13 protein-coding genes are annotated in these 16576 nt (G+C 66.9%); 1 reads left to right on the forward strand and 12 read right to left on the reverse strand.

The genetic code is table 11. The annotated features are described in order from the left end of the window. Positions 1-81: 81 nt before the first annotated feature. The 11 genes from H8S61_RS01945 to H8S61_RS01990 all read right to left on the reverse strand — a co-directional run bounded on the left by H8S61_RS01945 (position 82) and on the right by H8S61_RS01990 (position 12077). Complete coding sequence (locus tag H8S61_RS01945; RefSeq protein WP_154331957.1) at positions 82-438, reverse strand: 4Fe-4S binding protein; 357 nt, start codon at positions 436-438, stop codon at positions 82-84. Between the two features lie 7 nt (positions 439-445). Next, entirely contained in the window at positions 446-1534 is a 1089-nt protein-coding gene (locus H8S61_RS01950; RefSeq protein ID WP_186937769.1) for a hydrogenase large subunit, read from the reverse strand. A gap of 1 nt (position 1535) precedes the next feature. Then, positions 1536-2264: an NADH-quinone oxidoreductase subunit C gene (locus H8S61_RS01955; RefSeq protein WP_154331959.1), complete on the reverse strand. Its 729-nt coding sequence runs from the start codon at positions 2262-2264 to the stop codon at positions 1536-1538. Positions 2265-2267: 3 nt separating this feature from the next. Next, positions 2268-2711, reverse strand: a complete 444-nt coding sequence (locus H8S61_RS01960) for an NADH-quinone oxidoreductase subunit B family protein (RefSeq protein WP_114546267.1) — start codon at positions 2709-2711, stop codon at positions 2268-2270. Positions 2712-2724: 13 nt separating this feature from the next. Continuing rightward, positions 2725-3594: a complex I subunit 1 family protein gene (locus H8S61_RS17330; RefSeq protein WP_160941508.1), complete on the reverse strand. Its 870-nt coding sequence runs from the start codon at positions 3592-3594 to the stop codon at positions 2725-2727. An 18-nt stretch (positions 3595-3612) separates the two neighbouring features. Further along, on the reverse strand, positions 3613-5442 hold the full coding sequence (locus H8S61_RS01965; protein ID WP_366457667.1) for an NADH-quinone oxidoreductase subunit 5 family protein: 1830 nt from the start codon (positions 5440-5442) through the stop codon (positions 3613-3615). 366 nt (positions 5443-5808) lie between these two features. Continuing rightward, entirely contained in the window at positions 5809-7269 is a 1461-nt protein-coding gene (locus tag H8S61_RS01970; protein WP_186937770.1) for an MATE family efflux transporter, read from the reverse strand. Positions 7270-7510: 241 nt separating this feature from the next. Beyond that, positions 7511-9112: an FAD-dependent oxidoreductase gene (locus tag H8S61_RS01975; protein WP_186937771.1), complete on the reverse strand. Its 1602-nt coding sequence runs from the start codon at positions 9110-9112 to the stop codon at positions 7511-7513. A gap of 120 nt (positions 9113-9232) precedes the next feature. Next, positions 9233-10240 (reverse strand): LysR family transcriptional regulator, encoded by a 1008-nt coding sequence (locus H8S61_RS01980; RefSeq protein WP_186937772.1) that lies wholly within the window; start codon positions 10238-10240, stop codon positions 9233-9235. A 122-nt stretch (positions 10241-10362) separates the two neighbouring features. After that, complete coding sequence (locus H8S61_RS01985; protein ID WP_186937773.1) at positions 10363-11391, reverse strand: HAMP domain-containing sensor histidine kinase; 1029 nt, start codon at positions 11389-11391, stop codon at positions 10363-10365. Beyond that, positions 11388-12077 carry a response regulator transcription factor gene (locus H8S61_RS01990; RefSeq protein ID WP_160941502.1) on the reverse strand — a complete coding sequence of 230 codons (690 nt, stop codon included), beginning with the start codon at positions 12075-12077 and terminating at the stop codon, positions 11388-11390. Before H8S61_RS01990 ends, H8S61_RS01985 begins: the two co-directional genes overlap by 4 nt. A 156-nt stretch (positions 12078-12233) precedes the next feature. Here H8S61_RS01990 and H8S61_RS01995 point away from each other — a divergent pair, with 156 nt between their 5' ends. Continuing rightward, on the forward strand, positions 12234-14843 hold the full coding sequence (locus H8S61_RS01995) for an ABC transporter ATP-binding protein/permease (RefSeq protein ID WP_186937774.1): 2610 nt from the start codon (positions 12234-12236) through the stop codon (positions 14841-14843). Positions 14844-14897: 54 nt separating this feature from the next. Here H8S61_RS01995 and H8S61_RS02000 read toward each other — a convergent pair whose 3' ends face one another. Continuing rightward, positions 14898-16484, reverse strand: a complete 1587-nt coding sequence (locus H8S61_RS02000; protein ID WP_186937775.1) for a YfcC family protein — start codon at positions 16482-16484, stop codon at positions 14898-14900. Positions 16485-16576: the final 92 nt, after the last annotated feature.

The raw sequence follows: 16576 nt of genomic DNA on the forward strand, positions 1-16576 counted from the left end.
GCGCATGCAAACGCAAAAGCAAAGCAGCCCCGTCCGAATCGACTCGGACGGGGCTGCTCGAGGGCGATCGCCAGGCGGCGCTTAGGCCGTCTTCTTGGTTTCCGGGACCTCGAAGGCGTCGACGTGCTTGCTCGTCGCGGGCGGGGTGTACGTGGGCTCCATGGTCAGGCAGTCCTTCGGGCACTCGCGCACGCAGCTGCCGCACTGCACGCAGCGGAAGCGGTCGATCGTCCAGGTGCGCGCCGGCTTGTCCACCGTGATGGCGGCGCAGGGGCAGCGCTTCTGGCAGATGCCGCACAGGATGCAGCGGTCGACGTCGTTCACCACGTGGCCCTTGAGGCCCGGAGGAGGCGTTTTCGTCTGAACGGGATACAGAAGCGTCTCGGGCTTCTTGAACAGGCCCCCGAGGGTCATCTTTCCCAGCTTGAAGCTTCCCATGGTCCTCCTACCTTTCCGTGCAGCTGATGCAGGGGTCGATGGTGAGCACGATCATGTTGACGTCGGCCAGATCGCAGCCGGCCAGCGCCGTGGCCATGCCGGCGAGGTTCTGCGACGTGGGCGTGCGCATGCGCATGCGCTCCAGGTTCTTCGAGCCGTTGCCGCGCGCGTAGTAGTAGCACTCGCCGCGGGGCTGCTCCACCACGTTGGCCGCCTCGGCGCCGGCCGCGGGCGAGCCCTTCACGTCGACGGCGATGTCGCCGGCGGGGATCTTGACGATCATCTCCTCGATGATGTCGATGGACTGCAGCACCTCGAGGGCGCGCACCTTCACGCGGGCGTAGCAGTCGCCCTGGCCGTCGAGGATGGGCTGGAAGTCGTTCAGGAAGCCGTAGCCGCCGTTGCCCAGCATGCGCACGTCGTAGTTCACGTTGGAGGCGCGGGCGAACGGGCCCACCATGCTCTGGGCGAGCGCGTCCTCGTGGCTGATGTAGCCCACGCCCACGGTGCGGTTCTTCACCGACGTGTCCTTGAGGAAGGCGTTGCACAGCTGGCGGTAGTCGTCCTTGATGCCCTCGAGCACGCGCTTCATCTCGGCGAACTGGGCGTCGTCGATGTCGCGGACCACGCCGCCCACCTTGACGACCGAGAAGATGACGCGGCCGCCCGTGGTCTTCTCGAAGATGTCGAGCACGCGCTCGCGCAGGCGCCAGCAGTGCATGAACAGGCTCTCGAAGCCGAACGCGTCGGCCGCGAGGCCCATCCACAGGACGTGGGAGTGGACACGCGAAAGCTCGTGCCAGATGACGCGCAGGTACTCGGCGCGCGTGGGGATCTCGACGCCCATGAGCTTCTCGACGGTCTCGGCGTAGCCCATGGAGTGCCCGAACGCGCAGATGCCGCAGATGCGCTCGGCCACGTAGATGAACTGGTTGTAGTCGCGCGTCTCGACGAGCTTCTCGAGGCCGCGGTGGATGAATCCGATCTGGGGAACCGCCTCGATGACGGTCTCGTCCTCGACCACGAGGTCGAGGTGCAAAGGCTCGGGCAGCACCGGGTGCTGGGGGCCGAACGGGATGACGGTCGCCTTTCCCATGCTACTCTCCTTCCTTCTCAGCGGCTGCTTTCGCCGCTTCGCGCGCGGCCTTGGCCTCGAGCGCCGCCTTCACCTTGGCGGCCTTCTCCGGGTCGAGGCCCGCGATCTTCTCGTCGGCGGCCGCCTTCTTGGCTGCTTCCGCCTCGGCCGCGGCCTTCTTGGCCTTCGCGGCGATGCCGGCCCGCACGCGGGCCACCTTCTCGGGATCCATGCCGGCCAGGCGCGTCTCCAGATCGTCGTCGCCGGACGGCTCGATGACGCCCTCGCGTTTCGGCTTCGCGTCGGGATGGTCGGCGACGAACGACGCGTTGGCCTTCGCGGCCTTCTCCGCCTTGGCGGCGGCGAGCTTCTTGGCCTTCTCGCGGGCGGCGTGCTGCTCGGGCGAGACGATGGTCATGGGCTCTTTCTGCGCGAGCGCGTAGAAGTTGCCGCCGAAGTCGATGGCGATGCCCTTGATGTCCACGCCGAACAGGTCGTGCGCCTCGTTCTCGAACACGAACGCGGCCAGGAACTGATCGGTGACGCTGGGCACGACGGTGCCCTTCTTCACGCCTTTGATCTCGTGGTTCGCCAGCACGCCGTCCTTCATGAACGAGTAGACGAGGTCGATGCCGTCCTCGGTGTTCACGCACAGCATCTGCACGAAGCGCGCGCCCTCGGCCTTCTTCTCGGCCGCGAGCGCCGGCAGGCCCTCGACGGTCAGGGGGATGAACTCGGATTGCAGGGTCATGATCTAGGCCCCTTTCTTCTGTGCCTGCAGGGCTTTCGACTTCTCTTCCAGGATGCCGAGGCCCTGCACGACCGCGTCGATGATGGCCTCGGGACGCACGGCGCAGCCGGGCGCGTACACGTCCACGGGGATGGCCTGGTCGACGCCGCCGATCACGTTGTAGCAGTCGTGGAAGATGCCGGCCGAGCATGCGCAGATGCCGCACGCGATGACCACCTTCGGCTCGACCATCTGGTTGTAGATCTCCTGGACCACGCTGATGTTCTGCTCGTTCACGCTGCCCGTGACGAGGAAGATGTCGGCGTGCTTGGGGTTGCCCGTGTTGATGATGCCGAAGCGCTCGACATCGAAGCCGGGGCACAGCGCGGCCAGCACTTCGATGTCGCAGCCGTTGCAGCTGGAACCGTCGTAGTGGATGACCCACGGTGATTTGGTTGCATACGTCATAGGTGCAGCTCCTTTACAGGTAGGCCAGGAACGCGATGTTCACGCCGCCCGCGACGAGGGCCACGCCCCACGCCGATGCCAGCAGGGCCTGCCACTTCACGCGAGCGAAGTTGTTGTCGATCCAGATCTCGAGGAAGTACACGAGCGCCACCACCACGAGCGCCAGCACGATGGACAGCGGGTTGCCCCAGAGGAAGAACAGCGCGGTCCAGCCGAGGAACAGGATGTTCTCGCACCAGTGCATGATCTCCACCTTCGCGAGCGTCTTGCCGCTCATCTCGGTGGTGATGCCCTTGACGATCTCCTGGTGCGCGTGGTGCGAGTACGACAGGTCGAACGGCGACTTGCGCAGCTTGATGGTGAGCACGAACAGGAAGCCCAGGAACACGAGCCAGATGTTGGTGACGACGGGCATGTCGAGGAAGAACACGCCGGCCGAGTTGAACGTGCCGGCCGCCATGTAGAACGCCACGGCCATGAACAGCACCATGGGCTCGTACGCCATGACCTGCAGCGTCTCGCGGTTCGCGCCGATCTCGGCGTAAGGCGAGCGCGTGGAGTACGCGGCCACGATGAAGAACAGGCCCGACAGCGTGATGACGAAGACGCTCATCAGCAGGTTGCCGCCGGAGAAGAAGATGCCGCCGGCGATGAGGGTGAACACGAGGGCGCACGTGATGTAGGTGCCCTCGGTGGAGTTCACCGACACGTTGTCCTTCTCGATGAGCTTGCGCACGTCGTAGTACGGCTGCAGCAGCGGGGGCCCTACGCGGCCCTGCATGCGGGCCGAGATCTTGCGGTCGAGCCCTGCGAGCAAACATCCCAGGACCGGCGCGACGATGGCGAAGACGAGGGTGCCGATGAGAGCGAACAGCATGGTCATGTCAGATCACACCCTTTCCTAGAACAGTCCCGGAACGCCCACGGCCGCCGCCGCGAATGCGATCACGATGATGATGGTGCAGCACGCGGTGCCGAAGGGCGAGATGCGCTTCTCGCCGAAGATGCCCTCGAGGTACCAGTTGCGCGCCGAGGCGGTGGATTCGCCCGACAGCGAGTTCGAGAACGTGCGCTCGGCGTTGTCGCAGCTCACGCCCGCCAGGTAGATGTCGACCTTCTTGGCCTTCGAGCGGCCGAGGCCGGCGAACAGCACCACGGCGATGAACGCCGACAGGATGGAGGCGATCCACAGGTTGGACGAGGAGATGTCCTGCCCGACGGTGCCGAACACGCTGTAGATGTAGGGCTCCACCACGGTCCACGAGATGATGGGAAGGCCCACGCAGCACAGGATGACGAGCACGGCCATGACCATGATGGCCACCCACTCGCTCGTGTGCACCTTGACCTCGACGTTCTCGGGGCGGGCGGCGATGCCGGAGAGCTTGCCCAGCCACTTCGCCCAGAACATGAACGTGGCCGCGGAGCCGAACGCCAGGATCACGATGAGCGCCACCTGGCCGGTGTCGGCGAAGGAGACGAGCGTGGCCCACTTGGCCAGCAGCATGCCGAACGGGGCGATGAACATGCACAGGATGCCGAGCATCATGAAGCGCGCGAGGCGCGGCATGCGCTCGAACAGGAGGTCCATGTCCTCGATGTCGCGGCTGCCGATGTGGTGCTCGGCGGTGCCGACGCACAGGAACAGCAGCGACTTCGCGATGGCATGGAACAGCACGAGGAAGGTCGCGGCCCACACGGCCTCAGGCGTGCCGACGCCGGCGCAGGCCACGATCAGGCCGAGGTTGGCGATGGTCGAGTACGCCAGCACGCGCTTGGCGTTGGACTGCGAGATGGCCATGAACGAGCAGAACAGGAACGTGAGACCGCCCACGAGGATGACCATGACCGACGGCACGGGGCACGCCATCATGATGGGGGCCAGCTTGATGAGCATGAACACGCCGGCCTTCACCATCGTGGAGGAGTGCAGCAGCGCCGAGGTGGGCGTGGGCGCCACCATGGCGCCGAGCAGCCACGTGTGGAACGGCATCTGCGCGGCCTTCGTGAGGCCGGCGAACGCGAGCGCCGTCACCGGCAGCACGACGAGGCCGGGGTTGGCGATGCCGATCTGCAGGAACTCGAGGAACGACAGCGTGTTGAACTGGATGGCCATGACGTACAGGGCCACGAGGAAGGCGATGCCGCCGAGGATGTTCATGATGATCTGGCGGAAGGCGTTCCTGATGGCCTCCTCGGTGCGCGTGAAGCCGATGAGGAGGAACGAGCACACCGTGGTGATCTCCCAGCCGGTGAACAGCCACAGCATGTTGTTCGAGAACACGATGAGGAACATCGCGGCCAAGAAGACGAACATGAGGGCGAAGAACGTCGGGCGACGGTCCTTCGCGCCCTCGGGCTCGTGCGCCTGGAAGTCCTCCATGTAGCCGAGGGCGTACACGCAGATGCCGGAGCCGATGACGCCGATGATGAACGCCATGAGCAGCGACAGCGAGTCGAGGTAGAGCCCCTCGGTCACGAGGATGTCGTGGGCGAAGCCGAACTCGAACACGAGCGAGCCCACCACCTGGACGAGGGCGAGCACGCAGGCCCACACGTTCTTGTACTTGATGCCGAAGAACAGGATGGCGACGGCGATGAGCACGCTGACGGCCATGCAGATGTAATCGACCACCGGGGAGTAGAAATCATACGTTATCCACGGAGCTCCCAGATAGGATACGACGAGCCACACCGACGCCAGTCCGATGACGAGCGCGGAGGCGCCCACAATCACGTTTCTCGCCCGGTTGTTGCGCACGACTAGCAGAACGCCAGCAACGACCAGCGGGAAAAGGATTAAAAACCCGAGCATAGCCACGTAGCTTCCCCCTTTACCTTTACCGATTGCACTTGAACAATAGAAGCGAGCGATATCGCCCGCTTCGCCACTCTACCAGAGAAAAGCGCACGGTCGGATGACAGGGCCTTTCCGGAGGCGATTGCTCGGTAAAAGGGCGTCAACGGTGAATACGGACGCGCCCAACGGCGAAATGCCCTTGGCGAACGGCATCCCGTCGCCCGTTCGTTTTCCGCCTGTCACCTCGGCTTCTTCAATTGTGCACGTGCACAACATCAATGGCGCGATAGCCGTGCGCTATGGCCGTTGCGAGGCTTTCCGCCGCTCCCCCGCCTCCAGCTTGCGCAAGCGGCGCCACTCGAGCGCGAGGAAGCCCGACACGAGCAGCGTGGAGGTGATGTCGGATATCGAAGGGGCCAGCCACACGCTCTCGAGGGCCGTGATGGGCAGCACCTCCGGCAGGAAGATCGGGCAGAACACGAGCAGCGGGATGAGGAACAGGATCTGGCGCGTGAGCGTGAGCACCGTGGCCTTCACCGCCTGGCCCGTGGCGTCGAAGTAGTTCGAGCCGATGGTCTGGATGGGCAGGATGGGGATGAACAGGAGGTACAGCACGAGCGCCCACGCCGTCTCGCCCATGTATTGCTCGGGCAGCCCGAAGAGGTGCGCGTACATGTCGGGCGCGAGGATGACCGTGGCCCACAGGGGCGTCGTGATGGCGATGCCCAGCACGATGGCCTGCACGAGCACGCGCTTCATGCGGCCGAACGTCCGCGCGCCGTAGTTGTAGCCGATGATGGGCTGCGCGCCCATCGAGATGCCCATGGCCGGCATGAACGTGAACAGGCCCACGGCCGACAGCACGCGCATCACCGCCAGCGCGCCGTCCACGCCGAGCGCATCGGAGGCGCCGTACAGCACGAGCAGGTTGTTCTCGATCATCGACGACACGGCGAAGCCCAGCTCCATGACGCAGGGTGCGATGCCGAGCGCGCAGATGCGCAGCGCGATGCGGGGGTCGAGGGCGATCGAGGGGCGCCGCAGGGGCATGGGCGAGTCCTTCTTGAGGAAGAACTGCATCACGAACAGGGCCGACAGCGCCCACGAGCACACGGTTGCCAGGCCCGCGCCGCGCATGCCGCCGTCGAGCACGATGATGAACAGGTAGCCCAGCACCACGTTCGCGCCCGTGCCGATGAGCATGGAGCCCAGCGCGCGGTTGGGGTGGCCGGCCGTGCGGATGAAGTTGTTCATGCCGAACGCGATGAACTGCAGCGGGCAGCCCGCGACGATCATCGTCATGAAGTCGAGCGCGAGCGGCAGGACGGAATCGTCGGCGCCCGAGTAGCGCAGGATGGGCTCGAGCGCGAAGAACGCGACGACCCACAGCACCACGGTGGCGACGAGCAGCAAGACGAAGCTGTTCCCCACCACGCGCTCGGCCACGTCCTTCCTGCGCTCCCCCAGCTTGATGGCCGCCAACGCGTTGCCGCCCACGCCCACGAGCATGGCCACCGCGATCATGGCCGTCATCATGGGGTTCGCCACCGTCGTGGCCGCCAGGCCGTCGGCCCCCACCGCGTGCCCCACGTACACCGCGTCGATGACGTTGTACAGCATCTGCACGAGCACGCCCACCACGGCCGGGATGGAGAACTCCAGCAGCAGCTTGAACGTGCTCTCCGTGCCCAGGCGGTCGATCTTCTGGTCGCTCTTCGGCGCGAGGGCGCCGTCCGTGCTCTCTTCGGTTCCGTGCATGTTTCGCTTCGCTCCATACGTGCGCGAGCATGCGGCCCGCCGCGCGGCGGGCCGCAACGGGCGGATCGTCGGGCGGGCCGCATGCTCGATGGTTTCCCGGGTTGTCCCGGCAGACGGGCTCGCCGGCGGAGCAACCCGCGAGGGGCTCGACGCTCGGCAAGGCTCGGGTCATCCCGAGCGAGCACCAGTATACGTGACCAAGCCGCTGATCACAACCCGGAAGCCCGCCTGCGGACGCAGCCTACGAGCGCGCCCGCCGCGCCGCGTTCTTCGCGCTGCGCCGGCCGGTGGACAGCCCGATGCCCTGGCAGGACGAGGGGATGGAGATGCCGTACGTCTCGCCCTGGAACCCTCCGCACTCGAGCCCGGCGGCGTAGAGCCCCTCGATGGTCGAGCCGTCCTCGCGGATCACCTCGCATTCCGAGTTGACGTGGATGCCGCCGAACATGTTGACGTTCGAGCCGACCACGTGGAAGGCGTAGAAGGGCGGCGTCGACACCTTGTGCGTGAGGTACTTGGGGTCTTTGCGGTGGATCGCATCGACCTGGGCGTCCACGACGCCGTTGTATTCGTCGACGGTGGATTGCAGCACCGCGGGGTCGATGGACAGCTGCTCGGCGAGCTGCGCGAGGGAATCGGCTTTGAATATGGTGTCCGTGCCGCGTTCGAGCTCCCTCTCGAGCTCGGCGGGCGCCTCGCTCAAAGCCGTGCCGCGCGGGACGTAGAAGCCCCAGCCCACGTTGGGGTCGCCGTGCTCCACCAGCGTGTCGAACAGGTCCTGGTCGACGATGGAGTACGACACGATCTGGGTGTCGAGCGCGTTCGGGGCGGTGATGACCTTGCGCACCTGGCCCTCGTCCATGTAGCGGACGCCGTCCTGGTTCACCCAGAGCGCGATGGGGTTGCACGCGCCCAGCGCCGCCAGCTGCGACGTCAAGCCCAGCGGCTCGACGGTGGTGCCCACGATGGGGGCCATGAGCCGGTAGCACGCCCCCATGCCCGCCTCCATCGCCATCTTGATGCCGTCGCCCTCGATGCCCTGCGCGCCGCACCACATGTAGTGCTTCGAGCTGCGCGAGGTGTGCTCGTCGAACATCTCCCAGTTCGATCCGGAGCTGCCCGTGGCGAGGATCACGGCCTTCGCCATGACGTCGACCACGTCCTTGCCGCTTTCCGCCTGCACGCCGACCACCGCGCCGTTCTCCACGATCAGGTGCTTCGCGGGCGTGCTCAGCCGCGTCTCGACGCCGGCGGCCCGCGCGGACTCCTCGAGCTTGGCGATCATGTTCGCGCCGCGGTGATCCTTGTACAGGTGCTGGGTCCGCAGGTTCCCGTAAACGGCCTCGTTGAGGCCGACGAACTCGACCCCCTGGTCGATGAGCCACAGAAGGTTCTCCTCCGCGCCGTCGAGCACGCCCTTCCACAGGGTGTAGTCCACCTTGTACTTTTGGAACTCCATCTCGATGGCCAGCAGGTCGGCCAAGTCCCCCGTGACGCCGGCCTCCTTCTGCAGGTCCGACCCCATGCCGAATACGCCTTCGGCGAAGTTCGAGCCGCCGCCGAGGATGCTCTGCTTCTCCAGCTGCACCACCCTGGCGCCCTCCTCGGCCGCCGTGATGGCCGCCGACATGCCCGCGATGCCCGAGCCCACCACCACGACGTCGGCCTCGACGGTCTCGGTCGCCTCCTTGAGGACGCTCGGCGCGCCTTCCTGCCCGCCCGCGGCGGAACCCTTCGGCTCGGCGGCCGAGCATCCGGCCAGGCCGGCCATCATCGTCGCCGCGCCGACGCCCATCCCCATGAGCAGGTGCCGCCTCGACAGGACCATTCTCTCCTCGCCCATTCCATCCTCCTTGTCGTCGTTCCTTCCAACGATCCCAGCCTACGCGCGCCGGGCACCGTCGAACAGCAAGGAGTTCTTGCGGCCGCCCCATCGAAGTCTTGCGGCCGCAGGTGGGAGGCGTCAAGGGCGCGCGGCGCCGTTCTCCTCGAAGAAGCGGTCCGGGTCGTTGCGCCGCATGTACGAGGAGAAGGACTGTCTGAGCAGCCGTTGCATGAAGCGCAGGAACGCGGAGGCCTGGGCGTTGCCCGCCCCGCCCACGACGCCGGTCACGAACGAGGCCTCCGGCCTCAGCTCCACCGCGACGCCGCCGGTGGGCTGCCGGTTGCGCTCCCGGAAGATAACGGGGAACGAGCCGAACAGGCTCACCATCCCCTGCTCGCGCACCGCGGCGTCCAAGAGGTCGGGGTTGGTCACCTTCATCCCGGGCTCCCCGTCGCCCGCGCGCCCCAGGTAATGGCGGATCATCTGCTCGAGGAACGCGTCGTTGTGGCACGCTATCTTGTCCATGTCGAGGTCGGACCACCGCACCCACGGCTTCTTGGAGTAGGCGCTGCCGTCGGCGCAGCGCAGCATGAAGCTCGACAGGAGGAACGGCTCGAAGAATCCGGGGTCGTTCAGCACGGCGTCGAGGAAGCCCGGCGGAAGGTCGCCCGCCACGATGCCGAGGTCCATGGGGAGGTCGAGCACGTACAGGGTGCCCGCGTCGAGGCGGTCGTAGCGGCGCGCCATGTCGTACACGCTCGCCTCGACGAGGTCGACGACCCGGTCGTCGTCCCCGATCCTCCCGAACTCCTCGATGACCGGGGCGAGGGTTCGCTTCGCGAAGGGCGACACCACCACGCGGAAGCGCTCGCGCGAAGCGGGCGAGCCCCCCTGCAGGGCGGCCACCGATTGCAGCCTGCGATAGGAGCCGACCACGCGCTCGGCTTCCGCCGCGACGGCCTCGCCCTCCTTCGTGAGCTCGAGCGCGGCGCCCGACCGGTCGAACAGCCGCACGTCGAGCTGCTTCTCCAGCGCGATGATGGCGGCGCTCGCCCCCTGCGGCGTGATGTAGAGCCGCTGGGCGGCCTTGGCTATGGACTTCGATTCGGCGACGGCAAGAAACAGCGAGAGCGACTCCATCTGCATGCTGCACCTCGATGCGGTCGGGACGGCAAAAGAACGGCTGATCGACACGGTAGCATACGCCGCGCCGATCATAAAGGATGACGCGCGCCGTTCGGTTTGCCCGCCGACCCCGCCGCGCAACCTCAGGGGAGCGGGAGGCGGACCTTCACCTCGGTGCCCTCCCCCGGCCTGCTCTCGATGCTCAGCGATCCCTCGTGGATCTCGACGATGCGGCGCACGAGGCTCAGCCCGATGCCGTTGCCCTGCGTCGCGCGCGATTCGTCGCCCTGGAAGAACCGGTCGGCCGCATGGCGCACGGTGCGCTCGTCCATGCCGCACCCCTCGTCCGAGCAGGCGAACGCCACGCAGCCGTCCTCCCGTCCGAGCGACACGGCTATCGAGCCGCCCCGCGGCGTGAACTTCACCGCGTTGTCGATGATGTTGATCCACGCCTGCTCCAGCAGGCCCGCGTCGCCTTCGACCTCCGTCTCGTCGAGGTCGATGCGGAGGTCGAGCGACTTCTCCTCCACCCGCCGCTCGAACACGAGCACGCTCAGGCGCACCTGCTCGGCGAGGTCGAACCGCGAACGGTCCGCGACGATCTTCTGCCGCTCGAGGCGCGACAGGTCCAGCACGTCGTTCGACAGCTTGGCGAGCCGGCCCGACTCCTTGGCGATCACGCGCAGGTACTCGCGGCGCTCCCCCTCCGTCAGGCCGTCGTTGTAGAGGAGCTCCTCGGCGAACCCCTTGATGGAGGCGATGGGCGTCTTGAACTCGTGGGAGAAGTCGTTCGCGAAGTCGGACCGCAGCAGCTCGACGCTCTGCAGCTCCTCGGCCATGCGGTTGAACCCGTCGGAAAGCTCCTTGAACTCCGCCGGCCGCCTGATGTCGAGCCGCACGTCGAAGTGCCCGTGCGAGAGCCGGTCGATCCCCTTCGAGATGGCGTGCACCGGCTTGAGCGGGAAGCGGGTGAGCACGAGCGACAGCAGCGTGCCCAGGAGGGTGCAGGCCACGAGCACTTCCATCATGATGCGGAAATCGGGATCGTCCGGCGAGGGCGCGCCGACGACGAGCACCGTGATCGCGAACACGATGGCGACGGACAGCAGGAACGCCGCCATGAAGGCCAGCGACAGGATCAGCGACAGGCCGACGCGCCGCAGCAGCCTCACGGCCGGCCGCCGTCCGCGTGCACGACCGCCTTGTACCCCAGGCCCCGAACCGACGCCAGCTCGAACTCGGGGTAGCCTTCGAAGCGGCGGCGCAGGCGCGTGACGTGCACGCTCACCGTGCCCTCCTGGCTTTCCGAGTCCACGCCCCACATCTCGTCCATGAGCTGGCGGCGCGTGAACACATGGTTGGGGTACGACAGCAGCTTGTGCAGGAGCTGGAACTCCTTCTGCGGCAGCGTCTGGCGATCCTCGCCGCGCGTCACGGTGAGCGTGTCGGCGTTCAGCGTCACCGCGCCCACCGTCAGCCTGCGCTCGCTCGCGATCTTCGAGCGCCGCAGCAGCGCCCGGATGCGCAGCAGCATCTCGTCGAAGTCGACCGGCTTCGTCAGGTAGTCGTCGGTTCCGGCGAGGAAGCCCGCCCGCTTGTCCGCCGGCAGCCGCTTGGAGGTGACCATGAGGATGGGCAGGTCGATTCCCGAAGCGCGCAGGTCGCGCGCGAACGAGAGCCCGTCCTTCCCGGGCAGCATGACGTCGAGGACGATCAGGTCGACGACGACGTGGTCGAACGCCTCCAGGGCGCGCGAGACGTCGCTCGCGGGCAGCGCGGCGTATCCCGAGCGCTCGAGCACGGAGCACATGAGCCTGCGCTGGCTGTCGTCGTCCTCCACGACCAGTATCCGCACCATGGGCTTGCCGCCTCTCGTCGTCTCCGCCCCGTCGGCCGCCATTGTCGCACGCGGCGGTGAAGCCGTTGTGAAGGCGCGGTTCAACGACAGTTAAAGAAGCGCCGATAACCTGGCGGGGACAACATCCGCTCGATACCGTTCGAAGGACGTGAAGCAATGCTTCAGCTCAGGAACATCGCCAAAGACTACCCGGTAGCCTCGGGGGCCGTCCATGCCCTGAAGGAGGTGACCGTCGACTTCCGCAGCAACGAGTTCGTGGCGGTGCTGGGCCCGTCGGGATGCGGGAAGACCACGCTGCTCAACATACTGGGGGGCCTCGACGGCTACACGTCGGGCGACCTCCTCGTCGACGGCCGCTCGACCGCCGGCTACGAGGACGCCGACTGGGACGCCTACCGCAACCACAGCGTGGGGTTCGTGTTCCAAAGCTACAACCTCATCATGCACCAGAGCGTGCTCGCCAACGTGGAGATGGCGCTGAAGATATCGGGCGAGGGCGGCTCCGACCGGCGCGCCCGCGCCACGGCGGCGCTCGAGAAGGTGGGGCTGGGCGACCAGCTGGACAAGAAGCCCGCCATGCTGTCGGGCGGGCAGATGCAGCGCGTGGCCATCGCCCGGGCGCTGGTGAACGACCCTTCCATCATCCTGGCCGACGAGCCCACGGGCGCCCTCGACTCCGAGACGAGCGTCCAGATCATGGACCTGCTGGCGGAGGTGGCCTCGGACCGCCTGGTCATCATGGTCACCCACAACCCGGACCTGGCCGAGCGCTACGCGTCGCGCATCATACGGCTCAAGGACGGCCGCGTCGTCTCCGACACGAACCCTCCCGCCATCGCCTCGTCGCGGGCGGGGAAGCCGACGGCGAAGCCGCGGCGCACCAAGCTCGGGTTCGGCACCGCGCTGGGCCTGTCGCTGAACAACCTCGTCACCAAGAAGGGGCGCACGCTGCTCACCGCGTTCGCCGGGGCGATCGGCATCATCGGCATCGCGCTCATCCTGTCGCTGTCGACCGGCATGAACGACTACATCTCCCAGCTGGAAACCGACACCATGGGATCGTATCCCATCGAGCTCGAGAAGGAGACGTTCGACCTGTCGAGCATGATGGCGTCCGGAGGCGCGCCGGCCGGCCGCGACGACGGGGAGGCGCCCGCGGGAGACATCGTCTCCAACAACATCGTGGCCGACAGCGTGGAGCGCAGCGAGCAGATGAGCGCCGTCAACGACCTGGGCGCCTTCGACGCGTACCTGAAGGCGAACTACGGCGAGGTGGAGGGGTCGCTTTCCGCCGTCGAGTACCGCTACGGCCTGACGCCCCAGATCATGCGCCTGGACGAGAACGGCGACGCGGTGCAGGCGAGCCCCTCGTCCCTCACGGGCGATTCGGAGTCCGCGGGCCTCCCCTCCGCCATGGCCTCCGCCTCGCCCGTCGGCGCCGTGGCGTCCTTGGGCGGCTCCGCCAGCTCGGCTTGGGCGCAGCTGCCCGACGACGAGGCGCTCCGCGAGGCGAGCTACACGCTCGAAGCGGGCTCGTGGCCCGCCTCCGCCGGCGAGGCGGCCCTGGTGATCGACCGGAACGGGCAGGTTTCCGACTACACGCTGTACACGCTCGGCCTCATGGACGCGGATCGCATGGACGAGCTCGTCGCCGCGGTGGAGAACGGCGAGGACTACGACGACCCCCAGGAGAGCTTCTCCTACGACGACGTGCTGGGGCTGGAGTTCACCGCGCTCGCGCCGTGCGACCGCTATGCGAGAACCGAGGGCGGCGCCTGGGTGGACAAGGGCGGCGACGGCGGGTTCCTCGCCTCCAAGATGGAGGAGGCGGGCGTCCCCGTGCGCATCTCCGGCGTGCTCAGGCTCACCGACGATTCGCAGGGGAGCAGCGGCGTCGCGTACACGGGCGACCTCGTCGAGCGCCTCATGGACGAGACCGCGTCGAGCGCCGTGGTGCGCCAGCAGCTCGCCGATCCCGACACGAACGTGCTGACCGGCGAAGCGTTCGACGGCGGCGAAGCGGACCCGGCCGCGGAAGGCGCGGCGACCCTCTCCCCCGCGGACGCGGGAACGCCGGACGCGGGCGAGGCGGCGGCCTCCCTGTCCGACGACCAGCTGGCGGCGTTCGCCGCGCGGATGTCGGACGACACGCCGTCCACCTACGAGGACGTCCTCGAAGCCCTGGGGTACTGCACGATCGACCAGCCTTCGGGCATCGCCCTGTACCCGGCGGACTTCGAGGGCAAGGAGACGATCGAGGGTTTCATCTCCTCCTACAACGACCAGGCGGGCAGCGATGCGGAGAAGGTGACCTACACCGACATGGTGGGAACCCTCACGTCCTCGCTCACGACCATCGTCGACACGGTCAGCTACGTGCTCATCGCCTTCACCGCGATCTCCCTCGTCGTGTCGTCCATCATGATCGCCATCATCACCTACATCTCGGTGCTCGAACGCACGAAGGAGATCGGCGTCCTGCGCGCCATCGGCGCTTCGAAGCGCGACGTCACGAGCATCTTCAACGCCGAGACGTTCATCGAGGGCCTCGCTTCCGGCATCATCGGGGTGGGCGCCACGCTGCTGATCTGCATTCCCATCAACGCCGTCGTCAGCTCGCTGCTGGGCGTGGACGGCATCGCCTCGCTCCCCGCCGCCTACGCGCTGCTGCTGATCGCCGTCAGCGTCGCGCTCACCCTGGCGGCCGGCTACGTGCCCGCCCGCATGGCCGCGAAAAAGGACCCCGTCGTCGCCTTGAGGAGCTAGCGGCGGCACGCCCGGCGAAGGCGGGAAACGCTCCCGCCTTCGCCCGCGGCGTCCTTACGCGGCTCCGTACACCAGCACTTGGGCCACCAGCAGGATGCCGCCGAAGATGAGCACGAACAGCACCATGGGCCACACGAACTTGAGCCACTTGGAGTACTTCATGTCCAGCATGGTGAGCGTGGCCAGCACGAGGCCGGTGGGCGCGAGGTAGAGCATGGCGTACTGGCCCCACTGGTAGGCGCACACCACCACCGAGCGCGGGATGCCCACGGTGTCGGCCAGGGGCGCCATGATGGGCATGGACAGCACGGCCAGACCCGACGACGAGGGCACCACGAAGCCCAGCAGGAAGAAGATGAACATCATGACGATGATGAAGATGGGGCCGGTCATGCCCTGCACGAGCCCCGACGACCAGAACAGCAGCGTGTCGGAGATGAGCCCCTGCTCCATGATGAGGTTGATGCCGCGCGCGAGCCCGATGATGAGCGACACGCCCACGAGGCTCGACGCGCCGTGGATGAACGCGTCCACCACCTTCTTCTCGGCGATGCCCGACAGGAACATGATGATGATCGCGATGGCCAGAAACGATGCCGCCATCTGAGGGAACCACCAGCCCTGGCTCACGACGCCCCACACCATGATGGGGAACGCCGCCACGAACAGCACGAGGATGGCCTTCTTCTTCAGCGTGAAGCCGCTCTTCCTGGCCTCTTTCGTCTCCCCCGTCTCCACGTTGTACAGCTTCGCGAACTTCTCGCGATCCTCGTAGGTGTAGGAGAACGTCGGGTCGGCCTTGATCTTGCGGCTGTACCAGTAGAGGTAGGCGATGACCACGACGGCGCCCACGATGCAGCCGGCGATACGCCATTCGATGCCCTGCGTGAAGTTCACGCCCGCCGCGTTCGAGGCGATGACCACGGAGAACGGGTTGATGGTGGAGAACGTCGTGCCCATCGAGCCGGCCAGGAAGATGGCGCCCACGCAGATGATGGAGTCGTAGCCGAGCGCCAGGAATATGGGCACGAGGATGGGATAGAAGGCCACGGCCTCCTCCTCGAGGCCGCAGGTGGTGCCGCCAAGGACCATGAGGGCGCTCACGAGGAACACGAGCAGGAACTCGTGGCCCTTCGTCTTCTTCGTGAGGGCCATGAGGCCCGACTCGAACGCGCCGCTCGCGTTCACGACGCCGATGAGGCCGCCCAGCACGAGGATGAACACCATGATGTCGGCGGCCTCCACCGTGCCCGACACCATGCTCACCGTGATGTCGGCGATGCCCTTGGGCTGCTGCTCCAGGCGCTCGTAGGTGTTGGGCACCGAGATGGGCTTGGACAGCGCGCCGGACGTGAACTGGTCGATGCCGATGTTCACGCCGATGGCGTCGAGCTCCTCCTGGGTGGCCGGGATCTCGCTGACCTCGCCTTGCGGGCTCGTGATCTGCAGCGTGCCCGCGTCGGGGTTGTACGCCAGCTTCGCGTACTGGCCCGCCGGCACGAACCAGGTGGCGGCCACCGCGACGATGGTGAGCGCGAACAGGATGGTGAACGCGGTGGGGAAGCTGAGCTTCCTCTTCTTCTTGGGCGGGTCCTCCTTGGGCGAGGCGGTGCTGGTGGGCAGTGCGGCTTCCGTCGACATGCGCTGGTCCCCTTTCGTCTACCTTCGTCGTTTCGTTCGATACGCTTCGGACGTTGGCCCCATCGTGTCGCGCGAGCGGGTGCGCGGGCAGT

The organism is Eggerthella hominis (genome assembly GCF_014287365.1).
Lineage (GTDB): Bacteria > Actinomycetota > Coriobacteriia > Coriobacteriales > Eggerthellaceae > Eggerthella > Eggerthella guodeyinii.

What these genes read in the sequence shown, in the direction of transcription:
- H8S61_RS01945 (WP_154331957.1), bottom strand. Translation starts at nt 438, where the DNA reads ATGGGAAGCTTCAAGCTGGGAAAGATGACCCTCGGGGGCCTGTTCAAG.
- H8S61_RS01950 (WP_186937769.1), bottom strand. Translation starts at nt 1,534, where the DNA reads ATGGGAAAGGCGACCGTCATCCCGTTCGGCCCCCAGCACCCGGTGCTG.
- H8S61_RS01955 (WP_154331959.1), bottom strand. Translation starts at nt 2,264, where the DNA reads ATGACCCTGCAATCCGAGTTCATCCCCCTGACCGTCGAGGGCCTGCCG.
- H8S61_RS01960 (WP_114546267.1), bottom strand. Translation starts at nt 2,711, where the DNA reads ATGACGTATGCAACCAAATCACCGTGGGTCATCCACTACGACGGTTCC.
- H8S61_RS17330 (WP_160941508.1), bottom strand. Translation starts at nt 3,594, where the DNA reads ATGACCATGCTGTTCGCTCTCATCGGCACCCTCGTCTTCGCCATCGTC.
- H8S61_RS01970 (WP_186937770.1), bottom strand. Translation starts at nt 7,269, where the DNA reads ATGCACGGAACCGAAGAGAGCACGGACGGCGCCCTCGCGCCGAAGAGC.
- H8S61_RS01975 (WP_186937771.1), bottom strand. Translation starts at nt 9,112, where the DNA reads ATGGGCGAGGAGAGAATGGTCCTGTCGAGGCGGCACCTGCTCATGGGG.
- H8S61_RS01980 (WP_186937772.1), bottom strand. Translation starts at nt 10,240, where the DNA reads ATGCAGATGGAGTCGCTCTCGCTGTTTCTTGCCGTCGCCGAATCGAAG.
- H8S61_RS01990 (WP_160941502.1), bottom strand. Translation starts at nt 12,077, where the DNA reads ATGGTGCGGATACTGGTCGTGGAGGACGACGACAGCCAGCGCAGGCTC.
- H8S61_RS01995 (WP_186937774.1), top strand. Translation starts at nt 12,234, where the DNA reads ATGCTTCAGCTCAGGAACATCGCCAAAGACTACCCGGTAGCCTCGGGG.
- H8S61_RS02000 (WP_186937775.1), bottom strand. Translation starts at nt 16,484, where the DNA reads ATGTCGACGGAAGCCGCACTGCCCACCAGCACCGCCTCGCCCAAGGAG.